Below are 18,083 nucleotides of genomic sequence, written 5' to 3'. Positions count from 1 at the left end.
GAACTCCGGCATTTTATAGGCAGCATCCTATGGCGATGCGGCCTGTGTCGATCGCTATATGGGTGCGCAACCACCATACGGAATCCGAAGAGGCTTCCGCTGGTTCGGCTGTTACCGCCGTGGCGGATCAGAGGATACGGACCAGGATCTCGGAGTTGCCCGCGCGGATCACATCACCGTCGGCGAGCTGCCAATCCTGAACCGGGGCGCCGTTCACGGTGGTGCCGTTGGTCGAGCCGAGATCCGAGAGCATCGCGACCTGGCCGTCCCAGCGGATCTCGATGTGGCGACGCGAGACTCCGGTGTCGGGCAGCCGGAACTGTGCCTCCTGACCGCGGCCGATCACGTTGCGGCCCTCGCGGAGCTGGAAGTTGCGGCCGCTGCCGTCCTCGAGCTGCAGGGTGACCGTGAAGGTGCGGTCGGCATCGAAGCCCGAGTACGCGCCCGCGCCCGCGCCCGCGCCGTACTGCTGCTGGTCGTAGGCCGGGTAGTCCTGGCCGTACGCGCCCTGCTGGTAGTCGTAGCTCTGCGGGGCCTGCTGGGCCGGGTAGCCGGAGCCCTGCTGCTGCGGCGGGTACCCGGGGGACTGCGGCGGGTAGGCCGGCGCGCCCTGCTGGTAGCCGCCCTGCGGCGCGTAGGGATCGTTGGCGGGCTGGGCGTACGGGTCGTTGCCGCCCTGCTGCGCGTAGGGATCGCCTGCGCCCTGCGCGTAGGGATCGTTCGCCGGCTGGGCGTACGGGTCGTTGCCGCCCTGCGCGTACGGATCCTGGTAGCCGCCGCCGTAGGGGCGCTCGTAGCCGTTGCGCGGCTGCTCGCTCGCGTAGCCGTTGTTGCGCGGCTGCTCGCTGGGGTAGCTGTTGCCGTTGGCGTACCCGTTCGAGGCGTATGCCGGCTGGTATTCGGGCCGGCCCTCGTTGTCCGCGGGCTCGCGGTTGGCGTCGTAGCCTGAGTTCTGCGTCATGGGGCCAGCTCCTGGGTTCGGATGAGCGGAGGGTCGAGGTAGCGGGACTGCGTGCACTTCCGGGCCTGGGCTACGAGCCGGTGGCCGCCCCGCGTCGGGGTCCACCGTCCCGCTGGTCCGGAACTGGCCCGTGTGCAACGCCGGGCTCGGTTCGAACCGCACGGTGATGGGGCCATAGGTCTGCCATCCCTGGTCGCGGATGAAGCCCTCAAGGTGTCGGGCGAAGGCCTTGACTGTCAAGTCCCGGTCCGTCGCCAGTTCGTCGTGATCGGATTCGTTGACGGTGATCACGTACATGTTGGGGGCCAGCAGGTGTCCGCCATCGAGGTGCTGAACCCGGTCAGTGGCCTCCTGCTGGAGTGCGGATTCCACCTCTTGGGGCATGACGCCGCCTCCGAAGACCCGGGCAAAGGCATCCCCGACGGCGCCCTGCAGCTTGCGCTCGAATCGCTGGACGATCCCCATCGTGGCTCCTCTCCGGTCCCGGTGGCGTGTCGCGGCCTCGATGCCGCCACTGCATGATATCTACCTTTGCCCGATGCCGGTGTGGGTGATCGCTTCCTTCGCAGGTCGAAGGGGCGAATCGTCATTCCCGACCGCCACGTGTTAATGTTTCCGGCGTCGCTCGGGCGAGTGGCGGAATGGCAGACGCGCTGGCTTCAGGTGCCAGTGTCCTTCGGGACGTGGGGGTTCAAGTCCCCCTTCGCCCACCATGAGCAGTTCGATGAACTGCGACGAACGAGGCCACGAACTCGAAAGAGTTCGTGGCCTCGTTTTTTTGGTTGATTTGGCCCATATGTCTCTCAAGAGGCCGTGGCCGAACTCATCGCGTCAGATGGGGCGTTCAACACCCGCCCGATGCGAGCTGCGCCCGATGCCGCTGCACCCCGCTACGGGGCTCCCGCGAGGCGTAGTCCTTTGACTCATCGGCCAGTTGGGCTGCGACCCGGCTCTTGCCGACGTCGGAAGCTCCGCCGATCGGCAGTGTGTCCCAACGGTGTTCCCGTCACGGGGCGAACGTATCGCGTGGGCTCCACGTCGGCCGCGGGGGTGTTCTCCTGCGATGTCGCCGATGCTCCGACTCCGGTGATCGACACGAAAGCTCGTGACGTCTCTCACAATCCAGCGAGTCACGATCCGGTCACGCTATGGTTACGTCAACACTGACCGCAGCTGACTTGATCGCTGCGGTCAGTCGTCATTTCGGGGTCCTTTCGCGGTCCCGCGTCATCCGAGCCTGGTCGCCAGGCCGATCGCGACATCCCGCAGCGGCGTCAGTCGGGTGGTGGTCGCCATCTTCCCCATGGTCCTCGAGGCGCGTACCAGCGCACGGGTGGGCCGCCGACGGCGCCGGTCGTAACGACGCAGGGCCTCGGACACGTCCGCGCTCTCGGTCAACGCCCTGCCGAGGGCCACCGCGTCGACCATCGCCTCGCAGGCTCCGCGGCCCAGGTTCGGTGCCATCGCGTGTGCCGCGTCGCCGATCAGGGCCACGTTGCCCCGTACGTACGACGGCAGCGCCGGGCTCTCGTAGAGGTCGTGGTGTAGCAGCGTGGCGGGGTCGAGCCGGTCGAGGATCGCCCGGACCTCGGGGTGCCAGCTGCCGAACCGCTCGCGCAGGAAGGCGGCGCCGCCGTAGGAGTTGTCTGGTCGTTCCGCAGGCTCCACTCCCGCGATGTCCGGTTTCATGCGGACCGCGGCGAAGAAGTTCGTCAGGCCACCGTCGCGCGGGCTGATCCCGAAGAGCGCGCCGTCGCCCCAGGTCTCGGCGGAGTTGTCGGCGGTGCCGGACACCCAGCCCCGCCAGGCGGCCATCCCGAGCGGGCGGGGGCGGTAGCGCTCGCCGAACACCGCGTCCCGGATCCGGCTGTTGATGCCGTCCGCGGCGATCACGACGTCAGCCCCGTCGCCGGTTCGGTCGCCGGTCGTGTCGTAGCGCAGCACTCCCGGCGCCAGCGGCGCGGCCAGGGTGCTCAGCAGCGCGGGCCGCGACAGCAGGGTGGTGGACCCGCCCCGCACCGTGATGCGGGCGATCGCGGTGCCGTCCGGGCGCAGCAGTGCGCCGGACGACTGCGGTACGCCGAGCTCTCGGACCCGGTCGCCGAGTCCGATCGCGTCCAGGGCGGTGAGCGCCTGCGGCCACAGGCCGAGCGCGGTGCCGGTGTCGGGCAGCGCATCGGCGCGTTCGTGCACCCGAACCTCCCATCCGGCCCGGATCAGGTAGTTCGCGGCGGTGAGGCCGCCGATGCCGCCGCCGACGACGGTTGCTGTTCGCCTCATATCCGACACGGTACTACGGATGTAGTGACAATACTACTGTTGTAGTGTCGCAGCATGTCCGGTAAGCGCGAGCGCGTCCTCGACGCCGCCATCGAGGTGCTCGGCACCCGCGGCCTCCGTGGGATCACGCACCGGGCCGTGGACGAGGTCGCCGGCATCCCGCAGGGCTCCACCTCGAACTACTTCCGGACCAGGGAATCGCTGCTGGAGGCGGTCATGCTCCGGCTCGTCGAGCGCGATCGTGAGGACTGGAGTGCGCTCGCGGCGGCGCCCCAGCCGGTCTCGGTGGATGAGTTCGTCGCCGGGATGACCGCGTTCGTCCGGTCGGCGACCGGACCGGACCGGGTTCGGACCGCCGCTCGGTACGCGCTGGTCGTCGCCGCGGTGGCGGAGCCGGCGCTGGCCACCCCGCTCGGCCGGGCCAGGGGCGAACTCCTCTCCTGGGCGACCGGCCTGCTCGCGGGGCTCGGAGCGGTCGAGCCGGAGCGGGTGTGCCGAATCCTGGCTGACTACGTGGACGGGATGATCCTGCATCAGTTGTCAACGCCCGCATCACAATTCGATCCCGCGAGCGAGATCGAGGCGGTCATGCGCGCCCTGCTCGGGGTAGATTCCGACGGCCCATGAGCGCCGGGATTCCCGACCTATGCACTGGTCAGGCGGCCAAAAAGGCTAACCTAAGTTGGCGCTCAACGGGGGTGCTGAATTATCGTGTTCGGAACATGCTGGACACACAACCGTCCAGATAGTCACTCAGCCACGTCGGCGGAGGCGGGGACACATCCCGATCACCGTCTGCCGCCGCAGCTGAATGGGCGCGCCGGCCCAGTGTTGCGTCGGCGCTTTGTATTGCCACGTGATGGCCATCAGCGTTGCTGGTCGTCTGTGCATCTGACGCACACGAAGGCTAGGTATGAAGCAATTTCCAGGCCACAGGTCTCCCGGACCCCAGGGCCTCTATGACCCCGCGAACGAGCACGACGCCTGTGGTGTCGCGTTCGTCGTCGACATGCACGGGCGACGCAGCCGCGACATCGTCGAGAAGGCCATCACCGCGCTGGTGAACCTCGAACACCGTGGTGCTGCCGGTTCCGAGCCGAACACTGGCGACGGCGCGGGCATCATGCTGCAGGTCCCGGACTCGTTCCTGCGCGCGGTCGTCGACTTCGACCTGCCCGCCGAGGGTGCCTACGCGACCGGTATCGGGTTCCTCCCGCAGGACGCCGCGGCCGCCGACGAGGCCGCCGCGGGCGTCGAGAAGATCGCCGCGGAGGAGGGCCTGACGGTCCTCGGCTGGCGCGAGGTCCCCACCGATGACTCCTCGCTTGGTGCGATGGCGCGCGACGCGATGCCCACGTTCCGGCAGGTCTTCGTCGTGGCGGCCGACGCGTCGATCACCGGCATGGCCCTGGAGCGGCGCGCCTACGTGGTCCGCAAGCGCGTCGAGCACGAGCTCGGCGACGGCGGGGCGGGTGCGGACGGCCCTGGCCGCGAGTCGGTGTACTTCCCGAGCCTGTCCGGCCAGACCATCGTCTACAAGGGCATGCTCACCACGCCGCAGCTCAAGAGCTTCTACCTGGACCTCCAGGACGAGCGGATGGAGTCTGCGCTGGGCCTCGTGCACTCGCGCTTCTCCACCAACACCTTCCCGTCGTGGCCGCTGGCGCACCCGTTCCGGCGCGTCGCGCACAACGGTGAGATCAACACCGTCACCGGCAACGAGAACTGGATGCGCGCTCGCGAGTCGCTCATCGAGTCCGACGTGTTCGGTGCAGGCGCGCTCGAGAAGATCTTCCCGATCTGCACCCCGGGTGCCAGCGACACCGCGCGCTTCGACGAGGTGCTCGAGATGCTGCACCTCGGTGGCCGCAGCCTCCCGCACTCCGTGCTGATGATGATCCCCGAGGCGTGGGAGCGGCACGAGAGCATGGACCCGGCCCGCCGGGCGTTCTACGAGTACCACTCCACGCTGATGGAGCCCTGGGACGGACCCGCCTCGGTGTGCTTCACCGACGGCACCGTCATCGGCGCCGTGCTCGACCGCAACGGTCTGCGCCCGAGCCGCATCTGGGTGACCGACGACGGACTGGTCGTGATGGCCTCCGAGGTCGGTGTCCTCGACATCGATCCCGCCAAGGTGATCAAGAAGGTCCGTCTGCAGCCGGGCCGGATGTTCCTGGTCGACACCGCGCAGGGCCGGATCATCAGCGACGACGAGATCAAGTCGGAGCTGGCGGCCCAGCACCCCTACCAGGAGTGGCTCGACGCCGGGTTGGTCCACATGGCCGATCTGCCCGAGCGCGACCACGTGCACATGAACCACGAGCGGGTGCTGATCCGTCAGCAGATGTTCGGGTACACCAACGAGGAACTGAACGTCCTCATCGCGCCGATGGCCAAGACCGGCGGTGAGGCGCTCGGTTCGATGGGCACCGACACCCCGATCGCGGTCCTGTCGGCCCGCCCGCGCCTGCTGTTCGACTACTTCTCGCAGCTGTTCGCACAGGTGACCAACCCGCCCCTGGACGCGATCCGCGAAGAGGTCGTCACCAGCCTCGGCGGCAGCATGGGACCGGAGGGCGACCTGCTCCACCCGGGCCCGGCGTCCTGCCGCCTGCTGGCGCTGCCGCAGCCGATCCTGAACAACGACGACCTCGCCAAGCTGGTCCACGTCAACGACGACGGTGACTTCCCCGGCCTGCGTTCGGTTGTCGTGCCCGGCCTGTACCGGGTCGCCGACGGCGGCAAGGGCCTGAGCAAGGCGCTCGACGACATCCGCTTCCAGGTGTCCGAGGCGATCGCGGGCGGGGCCCGGATCATCGTGCTCTCCGACCGGAACTCGAACGAGACGTTCGCCCCGATCCCGTCGCTGCTGTTGACCTCGGCCGTGCACCACCACCTGGTCCGGGAGCGCTCGCGCACCAAGGTGGGACTGGTCATCGAGACCGGTGACGCCCGCGAGGTGCACCACATGGCCACGCTCGTCGGCTTCGGCGCCGCGGCCATCAACCCGTACATGGCCTTCGAGACGATCGAGGACATGATCGAGGGCGGCGACCTCACCGGCATCGCCTTCGAGGACGCGGTCAAGAACTACATCAAGGCCGCAGGCAAGGGCGTGCTGAAGGTGATGTCCAAGATGGGCATCTCCACGCTCGCCTCCTACACGGGCGCGCAGCTGTTCCAGGTGATCGGCCTGTCGCAGGAGCTGGTGGACGAGTACTTCACCGGGCTGAACTCCAGCCTCGGCGGTATCGGCCTCGACGAGCTCGCAGCGGACATCTCCATCCGGCACGCGGCCGCGTACCTGAACCGTCCCGAGGAGCGCGCGCACCGCGAGCTCGAGGTGGGCGGCGAGTACCAGTGGCGCCGCGAGGGCGAGTACCACCTGTTCAACCCGGACACGGTGTTCAAGCTCCAGCACGCCACCAGGACCGGCCAGTACTCGATCTTCAAGGAGTACACCAAGCTCGTCGACGACCAGTCGGAGCGCCTGGCCTCGCTGCGTGGCCTGTTCAAGTTCAAGAGCGGTGTGCGCCAGCCGATCTCGATCGACGAGGTGGAGCCCGCCTCCGAGATCGTCAAGCGCTTCTCGACCGGTGCGATGAGCTACGGCTCCATCTCCGCCGAGGCGCACGAGACGCTGGCCATCGCGATGAACCGTCTCGGCGGTCGCTCCAACTCGGGTGAGGGCGGAGAGCATCCGTCGCGCTTCGAGGTGGAGGCGAACGGCGACTGGCGCCGGTCCGCGATCAAGCAGGTCGCGTCCGGCCGGTTCGGTGTGACCGCGCACTACCTCAGCAACTGCACGGACATCCAGATCAAGATGGCGCAGGGTGCCAAGCCCGGCGAGGGTGGCCAGCTGCCGCCGCACAAGGTGTACCCGTGGGTCGCCGAGGTGCGCGGGTCCACCCCGGGCGTCGGCCTCATCTCGCCGCCGCCGCACCACGACATCTACTCGATCGAGGATCTCGCACAGCTGATCCACGACCTGAAGAACGCGAACCCCGCAGCTCGTATCCACGTCAAGCTGGTCTCCGAGATCGGTGTCGGCACCGTCGCCGCGGGTGTCTCCAAGGCGCACGCCGACGTGGTGCTGATCTCCGGTCACGACGGTGGCACCGGCGCCACCCCGCTGACCTCGGTCAAGCACGCGGGCGCGCCGTGGGAGCTCGGCCTGGCCGAGACCCAGCAGACGCTGCTGCTCAACGGTCTTCGCGACCGGATCGTGGTGCAGGTCGACGGCCAGCTCAAGACGGGCCGCGACGTGATCATCGCCACGCTGCTCGGCGGCGAGGAGTTCGGATTCGCCACCGCGCCGCTGGTGGTCTCCGGCTGCATCATGATGCGCGTGTGCCACCTCGACACCTGCCCGGTGGGCGTCGCGACCCAGAACCCGGTGCTGCGCAAGCGTTTCGCGGGCAAGCCCGAGTTCGTGGAGAACTTCTTCATGTTCATCGCGGAGGAGGTGCGTGAGCTCCTCGCGGAGCTCGGCTTCCGCACCATCAACGAGGCGGTCGGCCAGGTCGACGCGCTGGACACCACCGAGGCGCTCGAGCACTGGAAGGCATCCAAGCTCGACCTGTCGCCGATCCTGGCGAAGACCGAGTCGTCCTTCATGGATCAGGACCTGTACTGCACCGGTTCGCAGGACCACGGGCTCGAGAAGGCGCTGGATCAGCAGTTGATCGCACAGAGTCGTGCGGCCATCGACAGCGGTCAGGCGGTGAAGTTCGAGTCGAAGATCACCAACGTCAACCGGACGGTCGGCACCATGCTCGGCCACGAGGTGACCAAGGCGTACGGCGGTGCGGGCCTGCCCGAGGACACCATCGACATCACCTTCACCGGATCCGCGGGCAACAGCTTCGGCGCCTTCGTCCCGAAGGGCATGACGCTGCGCCTGCACGGCGACGCCAACGACTTCGTCGGCAAGGGACTGTCTGGTGGACGCATCGTGGTGCGCCCGCCGCTGCAGGCCGCCGACGGGTTCGTCGCCGAGGAGAACATCATCGCGGGCAACGTGATCCTGTTCGGCGCCACCGGCGGCGAGGCCCTGATCCGCGGCATCGCGGGTGAGCGTTTCGCGGTCAGGAACTCCGGCGCGACAGCGGTGGTCGAGGGCGTGGGCGACCACGCCTGCGAGTACATGACCGGTGGACGGGTGGTCGTGCTCGGCGCGACCGGACGCAACTTCGGTGCCGGCATGTCCGGCGGTGTGGCGTTCGTCTACAACCCGGAGAAGTCCTTCGAGAAGGACCTCAACACGGAACTGGTCGATCTCGAGGACCTCGAGCACGAGGACTTCGGCTGGTTGAAGGGTGCCATCGAACGGCACCGGGACGAGACCGGGTCCGAGGTTGCCGCGCGCATCCTCTCGGACTGGTCTCAGCAGGTGAATCACTTCGTGAAGGTGATGCCGCGCGACTACAAGAAGGTGCTCGTGGCGATCGACACCGCGAAGAAGAACGGAACTGACGTGGACGAGGCAATCATGGAGGCAGCTCGTGGGTGATCCAAGCGGCTTCCTCAAGCACACCTCGCGCGAGCTGCCGGTCCGGCGGCCGGTGCCGCTGCGACTGATGGACTGGAAGGAGGTGTACGAGGACTTCGATTCGAAGACCCTCCGCACCCAGGCCAGCCGATGCATGGACTGCGGTATCCCGTTCTGCCACAACGGTTGCCCGCTCGGGAATCTGATTCCCGAGTGGAACGACCTGGTGCACAAGGATCGCTGGCGCGACAGCATCGACCGTCTGCACGCGACCAACAACTTCCCGGAGTTCACCGGTCGGTTGTGCCCGGCGCCCTGCGAGGCGTCCTGTGTGCTCGGCATCAACCAGGATCCGGTCACCATCAAGCAGGTCGAGGTCGAGATCATCGACCGCGCCTTCGACGAGGGCTGGGTCAAGCCGGTGCGGCCGTCCAGCCTGACCGGTAAGAAGATCGCGATCGTCGGTTCCGGGCCTGCCGGCCTGGCCGCGGCGCAGCAGCTCACCAGGGCCGGTCACACCGTGACCGTGTTCGAGCGGGCCGACCGCATCGGTGGTCTGCTCCGCTACGGCATCCCCGAGTTCAAGATGGAGAAGCGCCACATCGACCGGCGCCTGGTCCAGATGGAGTCCGAGGGCACCATCTTCCGCCCGGGAGTCAATGTCGGCGTGGACATCTCGGCGGATCAGCTGCGCGCGGACTTCGACGCCGTCGTGCTGGCCGGTGGCGCCACCGAGGCGCGCGACCTGCCGATCCCCGGTCGCGAGCTGGACGGCATCCATCAGGCGATGGAGTTCCTGCCGATCGCCAACCGCGTGCAACTCGGCGATGCGGACGCACCGTCGATCACCGCGGAGGGCAAGAAGGTCGTCATCATCGGTGGCGGCGACACCGGCGCCGACTGCCTTGGCACCTCGCTGCGCCAGGGCGCGGAGCTGGTGCACCAGTTCGAGATCATGCCGCGTCCGCCGGAGGCCCGCGCGGACTCCACCCCGTGGCCGACGTACCCGCTCATGTACCGGGTCTCCTCGGCACACGAGGAGGGCGGCGAGCGGGTGTTCGCGGTGAACACCGAGCAGTTCTCCGGAGTGGACGGCAAGGTCACCGGCCTCAGGGCGCACGAGGTCAAGATGGTCGGCGGCCGCTTCGAGAAGCAGGAGGGCACCGACTTCGAGCTCGAGGCCGACCTGGTGCTGCTGGCGATGGGCTTCGTCGGACCGGAGAAGCCGGGCCTGCTGACCGACCTGGGCGTCGACCTGAACGAGCGCGGAAACGTGACCCGTTCCGGCGAGTGGGCGACCAGCGTGGACGGCGTGTTCGTGGCCGGCGACATGGGTCGCGGCCAGTCGCTCATCGTGTGGGCCATCGCGGAGGGTCGCGCCTGCGCGGCCGCCGTCGACAAGTTCCTCGAGGGCGAGACCGCGCTGCCGTCGCCGATCGTTCCCACGGCGGCACCGCAGCGATGATCACGGGCCGGTAACGGCCGGCAACTGAACGGCGAACCCGCCGTCCCGACAGCTCGGGGCGGCGGGTTCGCTGCGTAACGGGGTGATTTCCCGGTCTGTCGGTCATATGGACGAATGTTCAGAAAAGCGGGCACGTATCCATTTTGTGACGGTTAGGCTTCCGGCGATTCTGTGATGTGAGTCACGCCACTGCAACCCACTTCGGTGGGCCGCTCAGGAGGTAACCGTGCTCTTGTCCATGACCCGTCGCTTTGCGACACCGATCGTCGCGGCAACCGCCGCGATGGGACTGCTGCTCGGCGGCGCCGTCACCGCCGCCGCCGCCGATCCGCCGCCGCCGGCCTCGTCGGGCGACCAGTCGGCCGACAACCTGCGATGGAACCTCGGCCTGACCGCCGTGAACGGGACCGCGGTCGACCCCGCCACCCCGGGTGTCAACATCGTCCACCCGGGCGACACCGTGACCTACACCGCCAAGATCTGGAAGACCGCAGGCATCGGCCGGTACATGACCGCGATCCGGCAGATCCAGCCCGCCGGCTTCCAGTACCTCTCGCACACGGTGAGCAAGCAGTCGAACGTCACCAGCGAGGGCGCCGCGGGCGTCAAGGCGACGTGCACCGGGGGCGGTTGCAACTCGGTGCCGATCCTGGGCACCAAGGGTTATCTCGACAACGTGAACTTCGACGTCACCTACAAGATCCCCACGACCCAGCCCTTCGGTGACTACAACGCCGGCTTCGTGTTCGACGTCTATGCGTTCAGCACGCAGTCGGGCGCCAACCCGGCAGGCGCGTGGGTGCGTGTCGTCGACCCCTCCGTCAACACCACCGCGGACCTGCAGGTCCCGGCCACTGCCAAGACCGGCACCCCGGTCGACCTCACCGCGAATGTCGGACCCGCCAACGCGGTCGGTACGGTGCAGTTCAAGGACGGTGCCGCGAACATCGGCGGCCCGGTCGGCGTGGCCAACGGCAACGCCACCCTCTCGCACACCTTCGATTCCGTTGGCGCGCACAATATCTCCGCGGTGTTCACCGGGGGACCGGGCTTCCATGACTCGACCTCCGGGGTGAAGACGGTCGACGTCACCGCCGACACCTCGACCGCGATCCAGGTGGCGGCCACCGCGCTGGTCGGCGACGACGTCCAGGTCACCGCGACGGTCACCCCCGCGACCGCGGTCGGCACCGTGCAGTTCAAGGACGGCGCGACCAACGTCGGCGAACCGGTCCCCGTGGTCAACGGCACGGCCTCGATCACCCGCAAGTTCGACGAGGCGGGCACCCACAGCTTCGTCGGTGTCTTCACCGGCACCGCCGGATTCACCGACTCGGTGTCTCCGCCGGCCGAGCTGATCGTCAAGGACGCCGACTGGGGCACCACCACCACCGTGCTCGAGCCGGTCACCGCGGTCGTCGGAACCTCGGTGAACCTGTCGGCCACCGTGCACCCGATCCCGAGCGGCGGCACCGTCAAGTTCCTCGTCAACGGCACGGAGGTTGGCACCGCTCCGGTTGGCACCGGTGACGGCGTCGCGATCCTGCCGCACACCTTCGGCGCCGCCGGCACCGCCAACGTGGTCGCCGAGTTCACCGGCACCACCGGCTTCACCGGATCCACCTCGCCCGGGTTCACCGTCACCGTGACCGAGCCCGACACCCGTGAGGCCACCACGACGGCCCTCGCGGTCACCGGCAACGCGGCTGTCGGACAGGCCATGCAGTTCAAGGCGACCGTCGCGCCCGCGGGTGCCAACGGCACCGTGCAGTTCAAGGTCGGTACCACCCCGATCGGTGGCCCGGTGGCCGTCGTCAACGGCGTGGCCACCATGTCGCACACCTTCGCGGAGGAGGGCACCTACGGCGTCACCGCCACCTTCATCGGGGGCGCCGGGTTCAAGGACTCGGTCTCCGGTCCGTCCGTGGTGAACGTCGCGGCCGCGGGGACCCCCGGCGGCACGGGCAGCCTCGACACCGGATCGCTGTCCAGCCTCTTCGGTAGCTAGTCGACCCACCCCCATGGCCGGCCCCGGGGCGCGACGCGTGCGCGCCCCGGGCCCGGGTGGGGATCCAGACTTTCCCCTATCTCAGGAGAATTCATGCAGAACAAAAGAATTCGGCGGATAGCGACTCCGATTACCGCGGCGGCCGTCGTCGGGATCACCGTGTTCGGTGGCATGCCTGCCCAGGCCGCCCCGATCACCACCAACTTCACCGCCGCCTGCCTCGCGACCCCGTCGGCCGTCGCCGGACCGCAGGTGCAGGCGCAGCCCTCCTCGGTGACGATCGATGCTCCCGCGACGGTGAATGCCGGCCAGGAGTACGAGGTCACCGTCGCGCCCCCGCCGATCACCTACCCCAACTCGGTGTCGGGGGCGAGCGTGCAAAACGTCTCGCGGATCAAGATCGACATCGACGTGCCACAGAACGCGGAGTTCCTCGGTGCAGACATCGTGCCGGGAACCAGCTCAGGGCTCAGCGGCGTCGCACCTAATGTGTTGCGGGTCAACGAGAGCGGCACGGTCGACCCGAACGGGACCGTCATCCGGCTCTCGGGCAACAATGCCACCATCGGAAACGGTCCCAACTCCAGCAAGAACTCCGAGGGCGGCATCGTCGCGCCCGCGGCGAGCGGCGCGAACACCACCTTCCAACTGCCGAAGGTCAAGGCTCGGCTGCGGGCGGGTGCGTCCGGGAACGTCCAGATCAAGCTGCGCACCGGCGGTGACGCGGGGGCGTGGGCCAACGACAAGAACTTCCTGACGTTCCTGCCGAAGGCGAGCCTGATCATCACCGCATGGGCCCCGACCCAGTGCTCTCCACGTGACGGTGAGAGCGCGCCCCTCAACGGGGGTGCAGGCCCGCTGGCCACGACCAGCATCACCGAGGCGGACAAGGCCACCACCACCACCCTCGCAGGCCCGGGCAGCGCCAAGAACGGCACCCCGGTCACCCTGACCGCCAACGTCACACCCGCAGCGAACGGCGGCACGGTGCAGTTCAAGGACGGTGACGCCCCGATCGGTGACCCGATCGCGCTGGCGGGCAGCAACGCGGCCTTGACGACGACGTTCACCACCGACGGCGACCACCCGATCACCGCGGTCTATTCCGGCGCGACCGGATTCGTGGGATCCACCTCGGCGGTCAAGATCGTCAAGGTCACCACCGACGCACCGCCGGAAACGGCGACCACCACCACGGTCGAGGCCCCGGCCAACGCCAAGGTCGGCCAGGACGTGAACCTCACCGCGCGGGTCACCCCCGAGGGCACCGGCGGCACGGTGAACTTCATCGTCGACGGCGGGGCTCCGGTGACCGGCATGGTCGGCACCGACGGCATCGCCGTGGCGCCGTACACGTTCACCACGACCGGAACCCACAGGGTGGTCGCGAAGTTCAGCGGCGCGCAGGGTTTTGCGCCGTCGACCTCGCTCGCCTTCCCGGTGAGCGTCACGACGCCCGCACCCGCGGACGTGGAGACCACCACCACGCTCGCGGCACCCGGCACCGTGGAGAAGAACGTCCCGGTGACGCTGAGGGCGACGGTCGACCCGGGCAACGCCAAGGGCAAGGTGCAGTTCAAGATCGGCACCGCGCTGATCGGTGGCCCCGTGGACGTTGTCGACGGTGTCGCGACGCTACCCACCACGTTCCACAACTCCGGCACCTACAACGTCACAGCGGAGTTCACCGGTGACGCCGGGTTCACCAGTTCCGCCTCGGCTCCGCAGACGCTGACGGTGCCCGGTGCCACCGGTCCGGGTAACGGCGGCGGACTCGGCAGCCTGGAGAGCATCTTCGGCTCCTGATCGAGGCCGAGCGCTCGGGGTGCGTCGCCGGCTCACGGCCGGCGGCGCACCCGCCGCTCGCGGCGGGGAGGTCTCGCTACACCCCTGCGGTGAGCGCGACGGTCAGTGGGACGACCGTCAGGCAGCAGATCGCGGCCGCGAAGAGGGCGATGACCAGCCCCCGATTCCAGCGGCCGCGGGCGCCGCTGGCCGCCGTCACGAACAGGACGAACCCGACGCAGACGGAGGCGATCGTCACGAGTACGGCGGCATCGACCATGGTTCGATTCTGCCTCGCTTCGGGGGTGGGCCCGCGTGCACCCCGGGGGTATCGCGCGGAGGGTGATCTCGGCGCGCGCAGACCCCGGGGTCTGCGGTAGCGTCTGGTTCATCGTCTGTGCATCTTTTTGATACCTCCCGCGGGCAGTATGGGCTGGCCGGACCGGGAATCGGAAGGAAAGAGGGGGCTCGCACAATGCGCCTGAAGAAGTCCATCGCAGTGCTGTCCACATTCGCTGCTGCCACCGTGGGTACGGTGCTCTCCGGCACGGCCGCGCACGCCGATCCGGCCGGAGGCAATTGCCCGAGCATGTATGTGGTGGCCGTCCCGGGTACCTGGGAGACGTCAACGCAGCCGGACAAGCGTCCCGGCCCCGGCATGCTCGCCGCCGTGACGAACGCGCTTCCCGCGTCGAAGATCCGGTCCGACTACGTCACCTACGCCGCGACCGCGTTCCCGTGGGAGACGGAGGTGTACGGGGCGTCGAAGAAGCAGGCCACCGACAACGCGCGCGGGATGCTGGAGGCGATGCAGAAGGCCTGCGCCAATACGCGTTTCGGCATCATCGGCTACAGCCAGGGCGCGGACGCCGCGGGCGATCTGGCCGCGGAGATCGGCACCGGCACCAGCACCATCCGCCCCGAGAAGGTGGCGGCCGTCGGGCTGCTCTCCGACCCCCGCCGCGCGGACAGCGACGTGCTGATCGGCCCGGCCGTGCCGGGCATCGGCTCGGGCGGCCCGCGAATCGGCGGGTTCGGCTGGCTGAGCGATCGCACGGTGACCTTCTGCGCACCCGGGGACCTGTACTGCGCGACCGAGCGCACCGACTTCGTCACCCGGCTGGCCGGCTTCCTCGCACAGAACTCGGATCCGGGCTCCTCGGATTCCCCGCGCTACGGCGACGAGGCGACGATGATCTGGAACGACCTGCTCGGCGCGGGCGGCATCCCGACGCTGCAGAACCAGCTCACCGATGAGGCGAACGTGGGCCGTCGGAAGCAGCTCGAACGGTTCTACGGGTCGGGAGCGCACCAGGACTACCAGGGGTACGCGGTCGACAAAGCGGGGAACACCCCGACCACCTGGTTGGCGGGCTGGCTGCGCGACCGCGCCTGATCGACAGGGGCTCGCCCCGCCGATCACCTCGTTGTGATCATGCGATGAACCCGCTGCTCATCGCGTGATCGACCGGTCCCCGGGGCAGGGGCAACACCGGATTTCTGGTCAAGTGGGGCCAGGGTCCGGCACAATGCCCTGCGACACGGCGGACAGCCCCGCCACGTTGTCGGGCGTGAGGGAGCAGCGGCATGCGATCGTCAGGTGAAGTGGCCTTGGGTGCGCGGGAGCTCGTGGTCGCGCTCGCCTCGGCGATGGAGGCGCAGAGCGAGGAACTCGCGGCGCGGGTGATCGATCGGCTGACCTCCGAGATCGAGGAGGCCAGGGATCCGCTGATCGCCACCATGCAGGTCGCCACCACCGTGGAGTCGCTGGCTTCGATCCGCCAGATCCTGCAGCATCGGATCGAGGCGGGACGCACCGACGCGCCCGCGACGGCGATCGAGTACGCGCGGCAGCTCGCGCAACGCGGGGTCTCGCTCGCCGCGATGGAGCGGGCCAACCGCCTGTCCACGGACACCGTGATGCGGTGGTGCCTCGAGCAGATGGAACTGCTCAGCGACGACGCTGCGGTGGTCGCGCAGGCCGCGCTGCTGATCATGACCGACACGGCCGGCTACGGCGATCGGGTGGCGCACCAGCTCGCGGCCGCCTACGAGACCGAGCGCGCGCTGTGGCTGCGTCGCAGCAGCATCTCCCGTGAGGCCTGCATCGGACAGCTCCTGACGGGCCGGGCCACGGACCTGGCCGCCGCCGAACTGACCCTCGGATATCGGCTGGCCCAGCGGCATCTGGCGCTGGCGGTGTGGACCGAGCGGGCCGAATCCAGGGACGGCGGGACGAGTTTTCTCGAGCGGTCGGTCGGTGCCCTCGCGGAACGGCTCGGCTGCAACGGCCCACCGCTGGTCCTGCCGCGCGCCGACAACGAGGTGTGGGCCTGGTTGGCCGTCGGGCCGTCGGTCGACCTGTCTGGGATCGGGCCGATCGTGGCCGGCTGGGAGCACCCGGTCACGCTCGCGGTCGGGGTGCCTGCCGACGGGGTGGCCGGATTCCGTCGCACCCACGAGCAGGCGATGTCGGCGCAGCTGGTGGCGCAGAACTCGGCGCGTCGGGGCCCGCTGGTCGTCTCGAGCGCGGACGTCGGCGCGATCGCGTTGATGTGCGCGGACATGCCGGCCGCCGTGAGGTGGGTGCGCGATATCCTCGGTCCGCTGGCCGTGGACGATGCCGCAAGCTATCGGCTGCGGCAGACGATCCGCGTGTTCCTGGCCAACGGCGCCAGCTACACCGCGACCGCGGAACAGCTGAACATGCACAAGAACTCGGTGGTGTACCGGCTCCGCAAGGCGGAGGATCAGCTCGGGCACAAGCTCCGCGACGGCCACCTCGACCTCGAAATCGCTCTGGCGCTGTGTCATTGGCTCGGCGCGGCCGTGCTCGAGGCGGGACCGGATTCGGCCGCCTCGAGCACGGGCGGCTAGCGGACCAGGCTCAGCGGTTCCCGCGTCGCCGTCTTGACGAAGTAGGCGATCTCGTCGATCGCGCGCTGCGCCTCCGGCACCACGTCGGCGGCCGCCTGGAACACGTGCACCTGCCTGCGCCACACCTGGAGCTCGCAGGGCACGCCCGCCTCGGCGAGCCGGTCGGCCATCAGTTCGGAATCGGGCAGCAACAGTTCGTGCGACCCGACCTGGATCAGCACCGGCGGCAGTCCCCGCAGGTCGCTGTCGACCGGGCACAGCCGCGAACGGTCGCGGAGCGACCCGGACCGGCTGTCGGCCCGGTCGGAGATGCGGGCGAGCTCGTCGAGTGCGTGGCTCGGGAGCATGGCGTCGCGGCCCGCGTTGGGGTGCTCGGTCTTGCGGGCCGGATCCATCTCGGTGAGGGGCGAGAGCGCCACGATGCCTGCCGGGCCGGGCAGGCCCTGCTCACGGAGGGCCAGCGGGATCATGAAGGACAGGTAGCCGCCGGCCGAGTCGCCCGCGATGACGATCTGATCGGGCCGGTAGCCCTTGGCGAGGAGCCAGCGGTAGCCGTTGACCCCGTCGTCGACCGCTTCGCCGATGCTGTGCGTCGGGAGCATTCGGTAGTCGACCATCAGGACCGGCGCCTGTGCGGCGGAGGAGATCCGCGAAACGAGGCGCTGGTGGGTGCCGACCCCGCAGAACATGAATCCGCCGCCGTGCAGGTAGAGGACGACGCGATCGCTGTCGGCGCCGTCCGCCTCGACCCACTGCGCGCTGCAGTTGTCGAGCAGGATGGTGTGGCTGCGGGTGCCCTCGATCGGCGGATGCATCAGGGCGCCCATGTCGTCGAGGAACTTCAACGGCCAGGGCAGCGCCGACGCCTTCGCCCACATCGAGATGACCGGGCGCACCGTCATCCGCAGTGCCTGGGCCAGCACACGCGACTGCATGCTGGTGCCGTGGATCTCCTGGCGATCAACCGTGGTCGGGAGGTGGCCCGGCTGCGGCGCGACCGCGCCGTCGACGAAGCGGGCCCGCACCGAACCGAACTCGCGGTCGCCGGCATTGACAAACTCCACAACTTCACTGCTGGTCACGTAGACATCCTTGGGGCTTCGCAGGGAACGCGATCGTCATCGGTGCGCGCGGCGCGGGGGCCGCCTGCGCGGTCAAAATGTGATGGCGGTCACTGACATTTCAAGGACACTAGGGCGGATCGCCCGCCCTG

General features: G+C 68.9%; 11 protein-coding genes and 1 tRNA gene. 8 read left to right on the top strand and 4 right to left on the bottom strand.

All coding sequences use genetic code 11. The features are described from left to right. Positions 1-127: 127 nt before the first annotated feature. Positions 128-1,426, bottom strand: coding sequence for an FhaA domain-containing protein (locus JOE46_RS17675; RefSeq protein ID WP_209927970.1), 1,299 nt, complete (start codon positions 1,424-1,426; stop codon positions 128-130). A 162-nt stretch (positions 1,427-1,588) separates the two neighbouring features. Between JOE46_RS17675 and JOE46_RS17670 the strand changes: the two genes are divergently transcribed. Next, positions 1,589-1,674: transfer RNA gene (locus JOE46_RS17670), tRNA-Leu, on the top strand. A 514-nt stretch (positions 1,675-2,188) separates the two neighbouring features. Here JOE46_RS17670 and JOE46_RS17665 read toward each other — a convergent pair. Beyond that, positions 2,189-3,241, bottom strand: coding sequence for an FAD-dependent monooxygenase (locus tag JOE46_RS17665; RefSeq protein ID WP_209927969.1), 1,053 nt, complete (start codon positions 3,239-3,241; stop codon positions 2,189-2,191). Between the two features lie 54 nt (positions 3,242-3,295). Between JOE46_RS17665 and JOE46_RS17660 the strand changes: the two genes are divergently transcribed. The 5 genes from JOE46_RS17660 (at position 3,296) to JOE46_RS17640 (ending at position 14,014) form a co-directional block, all read left to right on the top strand. Beyond that, positions 3,296-3,868 (top strand): TetR/AcrR family transcriptional regulator, encoded by a 573-nt coding sequence (locus tag JOE46_RS17660; RefSeq protein WP_209927968.1) that lies wholly within the window; start codon positions 3,296-3,298, stop codon positions 3,866-3,868. Between the two features lie 286 nt (positions 3,869-4,154). Further along, a complete protein-coding gene (gene gltB, locus JOE46_RS17655) occupies positions 4,155-8,756 on the top strand; it encodes a glutamate synthase large subunit (protein ID WP_209927967.1) in 4,602 nt (1,533 codons plus the stop codon). Beyond that, a complete protein-coding gene (locus tag JOE46_RS17650; protein ID WP_097210720.1) occupies positions 8,749-10,200 on the top strand; it encodes a glutamate synthase subunit beta in 1,452 nt (483 codons plus the stop codon). The genes gltB and JOE46_RS17650 overlap by 8 nt, the downstream gene beginning before the upstream one ends. Positions 10,201-10,426: 226 nt before the next feature. Next, complete coding sequence (locus JOE46_RS17645) at positions 10,427-12,208, top strand: Ig-like domain-containing protein (protein WP_307861299.1); 1,782 nt, start codon at positions 10,427-10,429, stop codon at positions 12,206-12,208. Positions 12,209-12,301: 93 nt separating this feature from the next. Further along, the gene (locus tag JOE46_RS17640) at positions 12,302-14,014 is read left to right on the top strand and encodes an Ig-like domain-containing protein (protein ID WP_209927966.1); all 1,713 of its coding nucleotides are present in this window, start codon (positions 12,302-12,304) and stop codon (positions 14,012-14,014) included. A 76-nt stretch (positions 14,015-14,090) separates the two neighbouring features. On the opposite strand, the gene JOE46_RS17635 is transcribed toward JOE46_RS17640, so the two are convergent. Beyond that, positions 14,091-14,273: a hypothetical protein gene (locus JOE46_RS17635; RefSeq protein WP_097210717.1), complete on the bottom strand. Its 183-nt coding sequence runs from the start codon at positions 14,271-14,273 to the stop codon at positions 14,091-14,093. 195 nt (positions 14,274-14,468) lie between these two features. Here JOE46_RS17635 and JOE46_RS17630 point away from each other — a divergent pair, with 195 nt between their 5' ends. Together JOE46_RS17630 and JOE46_RS17625 are read left to right on the top strand one after the other, a co-directional pair. Then, a complete protein-coding gene (locus JOE46_RS17630; protein WP_097210716.1) occupies positions 14,469-15,389 on the top strand; it encodes a cutinase family protein in 921 nt (306 codons plus the stop codon). A 191-nt stretch (positions 15,390-15,580) separates the two neighbouring features. After that, positions 15,581-16,870: a CdaR family transcriptional regulator gene (locus tag JOE46_RS17625; RefSeq protein ID WP_097210715.1), complete on the top strand. Its 1,290-nt coding sequence runs from the start codon at positions 15,581-15,583 to the stop codon at positions 16,868-16,870. Here the strand turns inward: JOE46_RS17625 and JOE46_RS17620 are convergent. After that, positions 16,867-17,952 carry an alpha/beta hydrolase gene (locus JOE46_RS17620; protein ID WP_257017148.1) on the bottom strand — a complete coding sequence of 362 codons (1,086 nt, stop codon included), beginning with the start codon at positions 17,950-17,952 and terminating at the stop codon, positions 16,867-16,869. The genes JOE46_RS17625 and JOE46_RS17620 overlap by 4 nt on opposite strands. Between the last annotated feature and the right edge of the window lie 131 nt (positions 17,953-18,083).

It is taken from the genome of Rhodococcus sp. PvR099, assembly GCF_017833315.1.
In the GTDB taxonomy this organism is placed as follows: Bacteria; Actinomycetota; Actinomycetes; order Mycobacteriales; family Mycobacteriaceae; genus Rhodococcus_G; species Rhodococcus_G oryzae.
This window is presented reverse-complemented; position numbering and strand designations above follow the sequence as displayed.

Coding starts and splice junctions, on each gene's coding strand:
- JOE46_RS17675 (WP_209927970.1), bottom strand. CDS start 1,426: ATGGGGATCGTCCAGCGATTCGAGCGCAAGCTGCAGGGCGCCGTCGGG.
- JOE46_RS17665 (WP_209927969.1), bottom strand. CDS start 3,241: ATGAGGCGAACAGCAACCGTCGTCGGCGGCGGCATCGGCGGCCTCACC.
- JOE46_RS17660 (WP_209927968.1), top strand. CDS start 3,296: ATGTCCGGTAAGCGCGAGCGCGTCCTCGACGCCGCCATCGAGGTGCTC.
- gltB (WP_209927967.1), top strand. CDS start 4,155: ATGAAGCAATTTCCAGGCCACAGGTCTCCCGGACCCCAGGGCCTCTAT.
- JOE46_RS17640 (WP_209927966.1), top strand. CDS start 12,302: ATGCAGAACAAAAGAATTCGGCGGATAGCGACTCCGATTACCGCGGCG.
- JOE46_RS17635 (WP_097210717.1), bottom strand. CDS start 14,273: ATGGTCGATGCCGCCGTACTCGTGACGATCGCCTCCGTCTGCGTCGGG.
- JOE46_RS17630 (WP_097210716.1), top strand. CDS start 14,469: ATGCGCCTGAAGAAGTCCATCGCAGTGCTGTCCACATTCGCTGCTGCC.
- JOE46_RS17625 (WP_097210715.1), top strand. CDS start 15,581: ATGCGATCGTCAGGTGAAGTGGCCTTGGGTGCGCGGGAGCTCGTGGTC.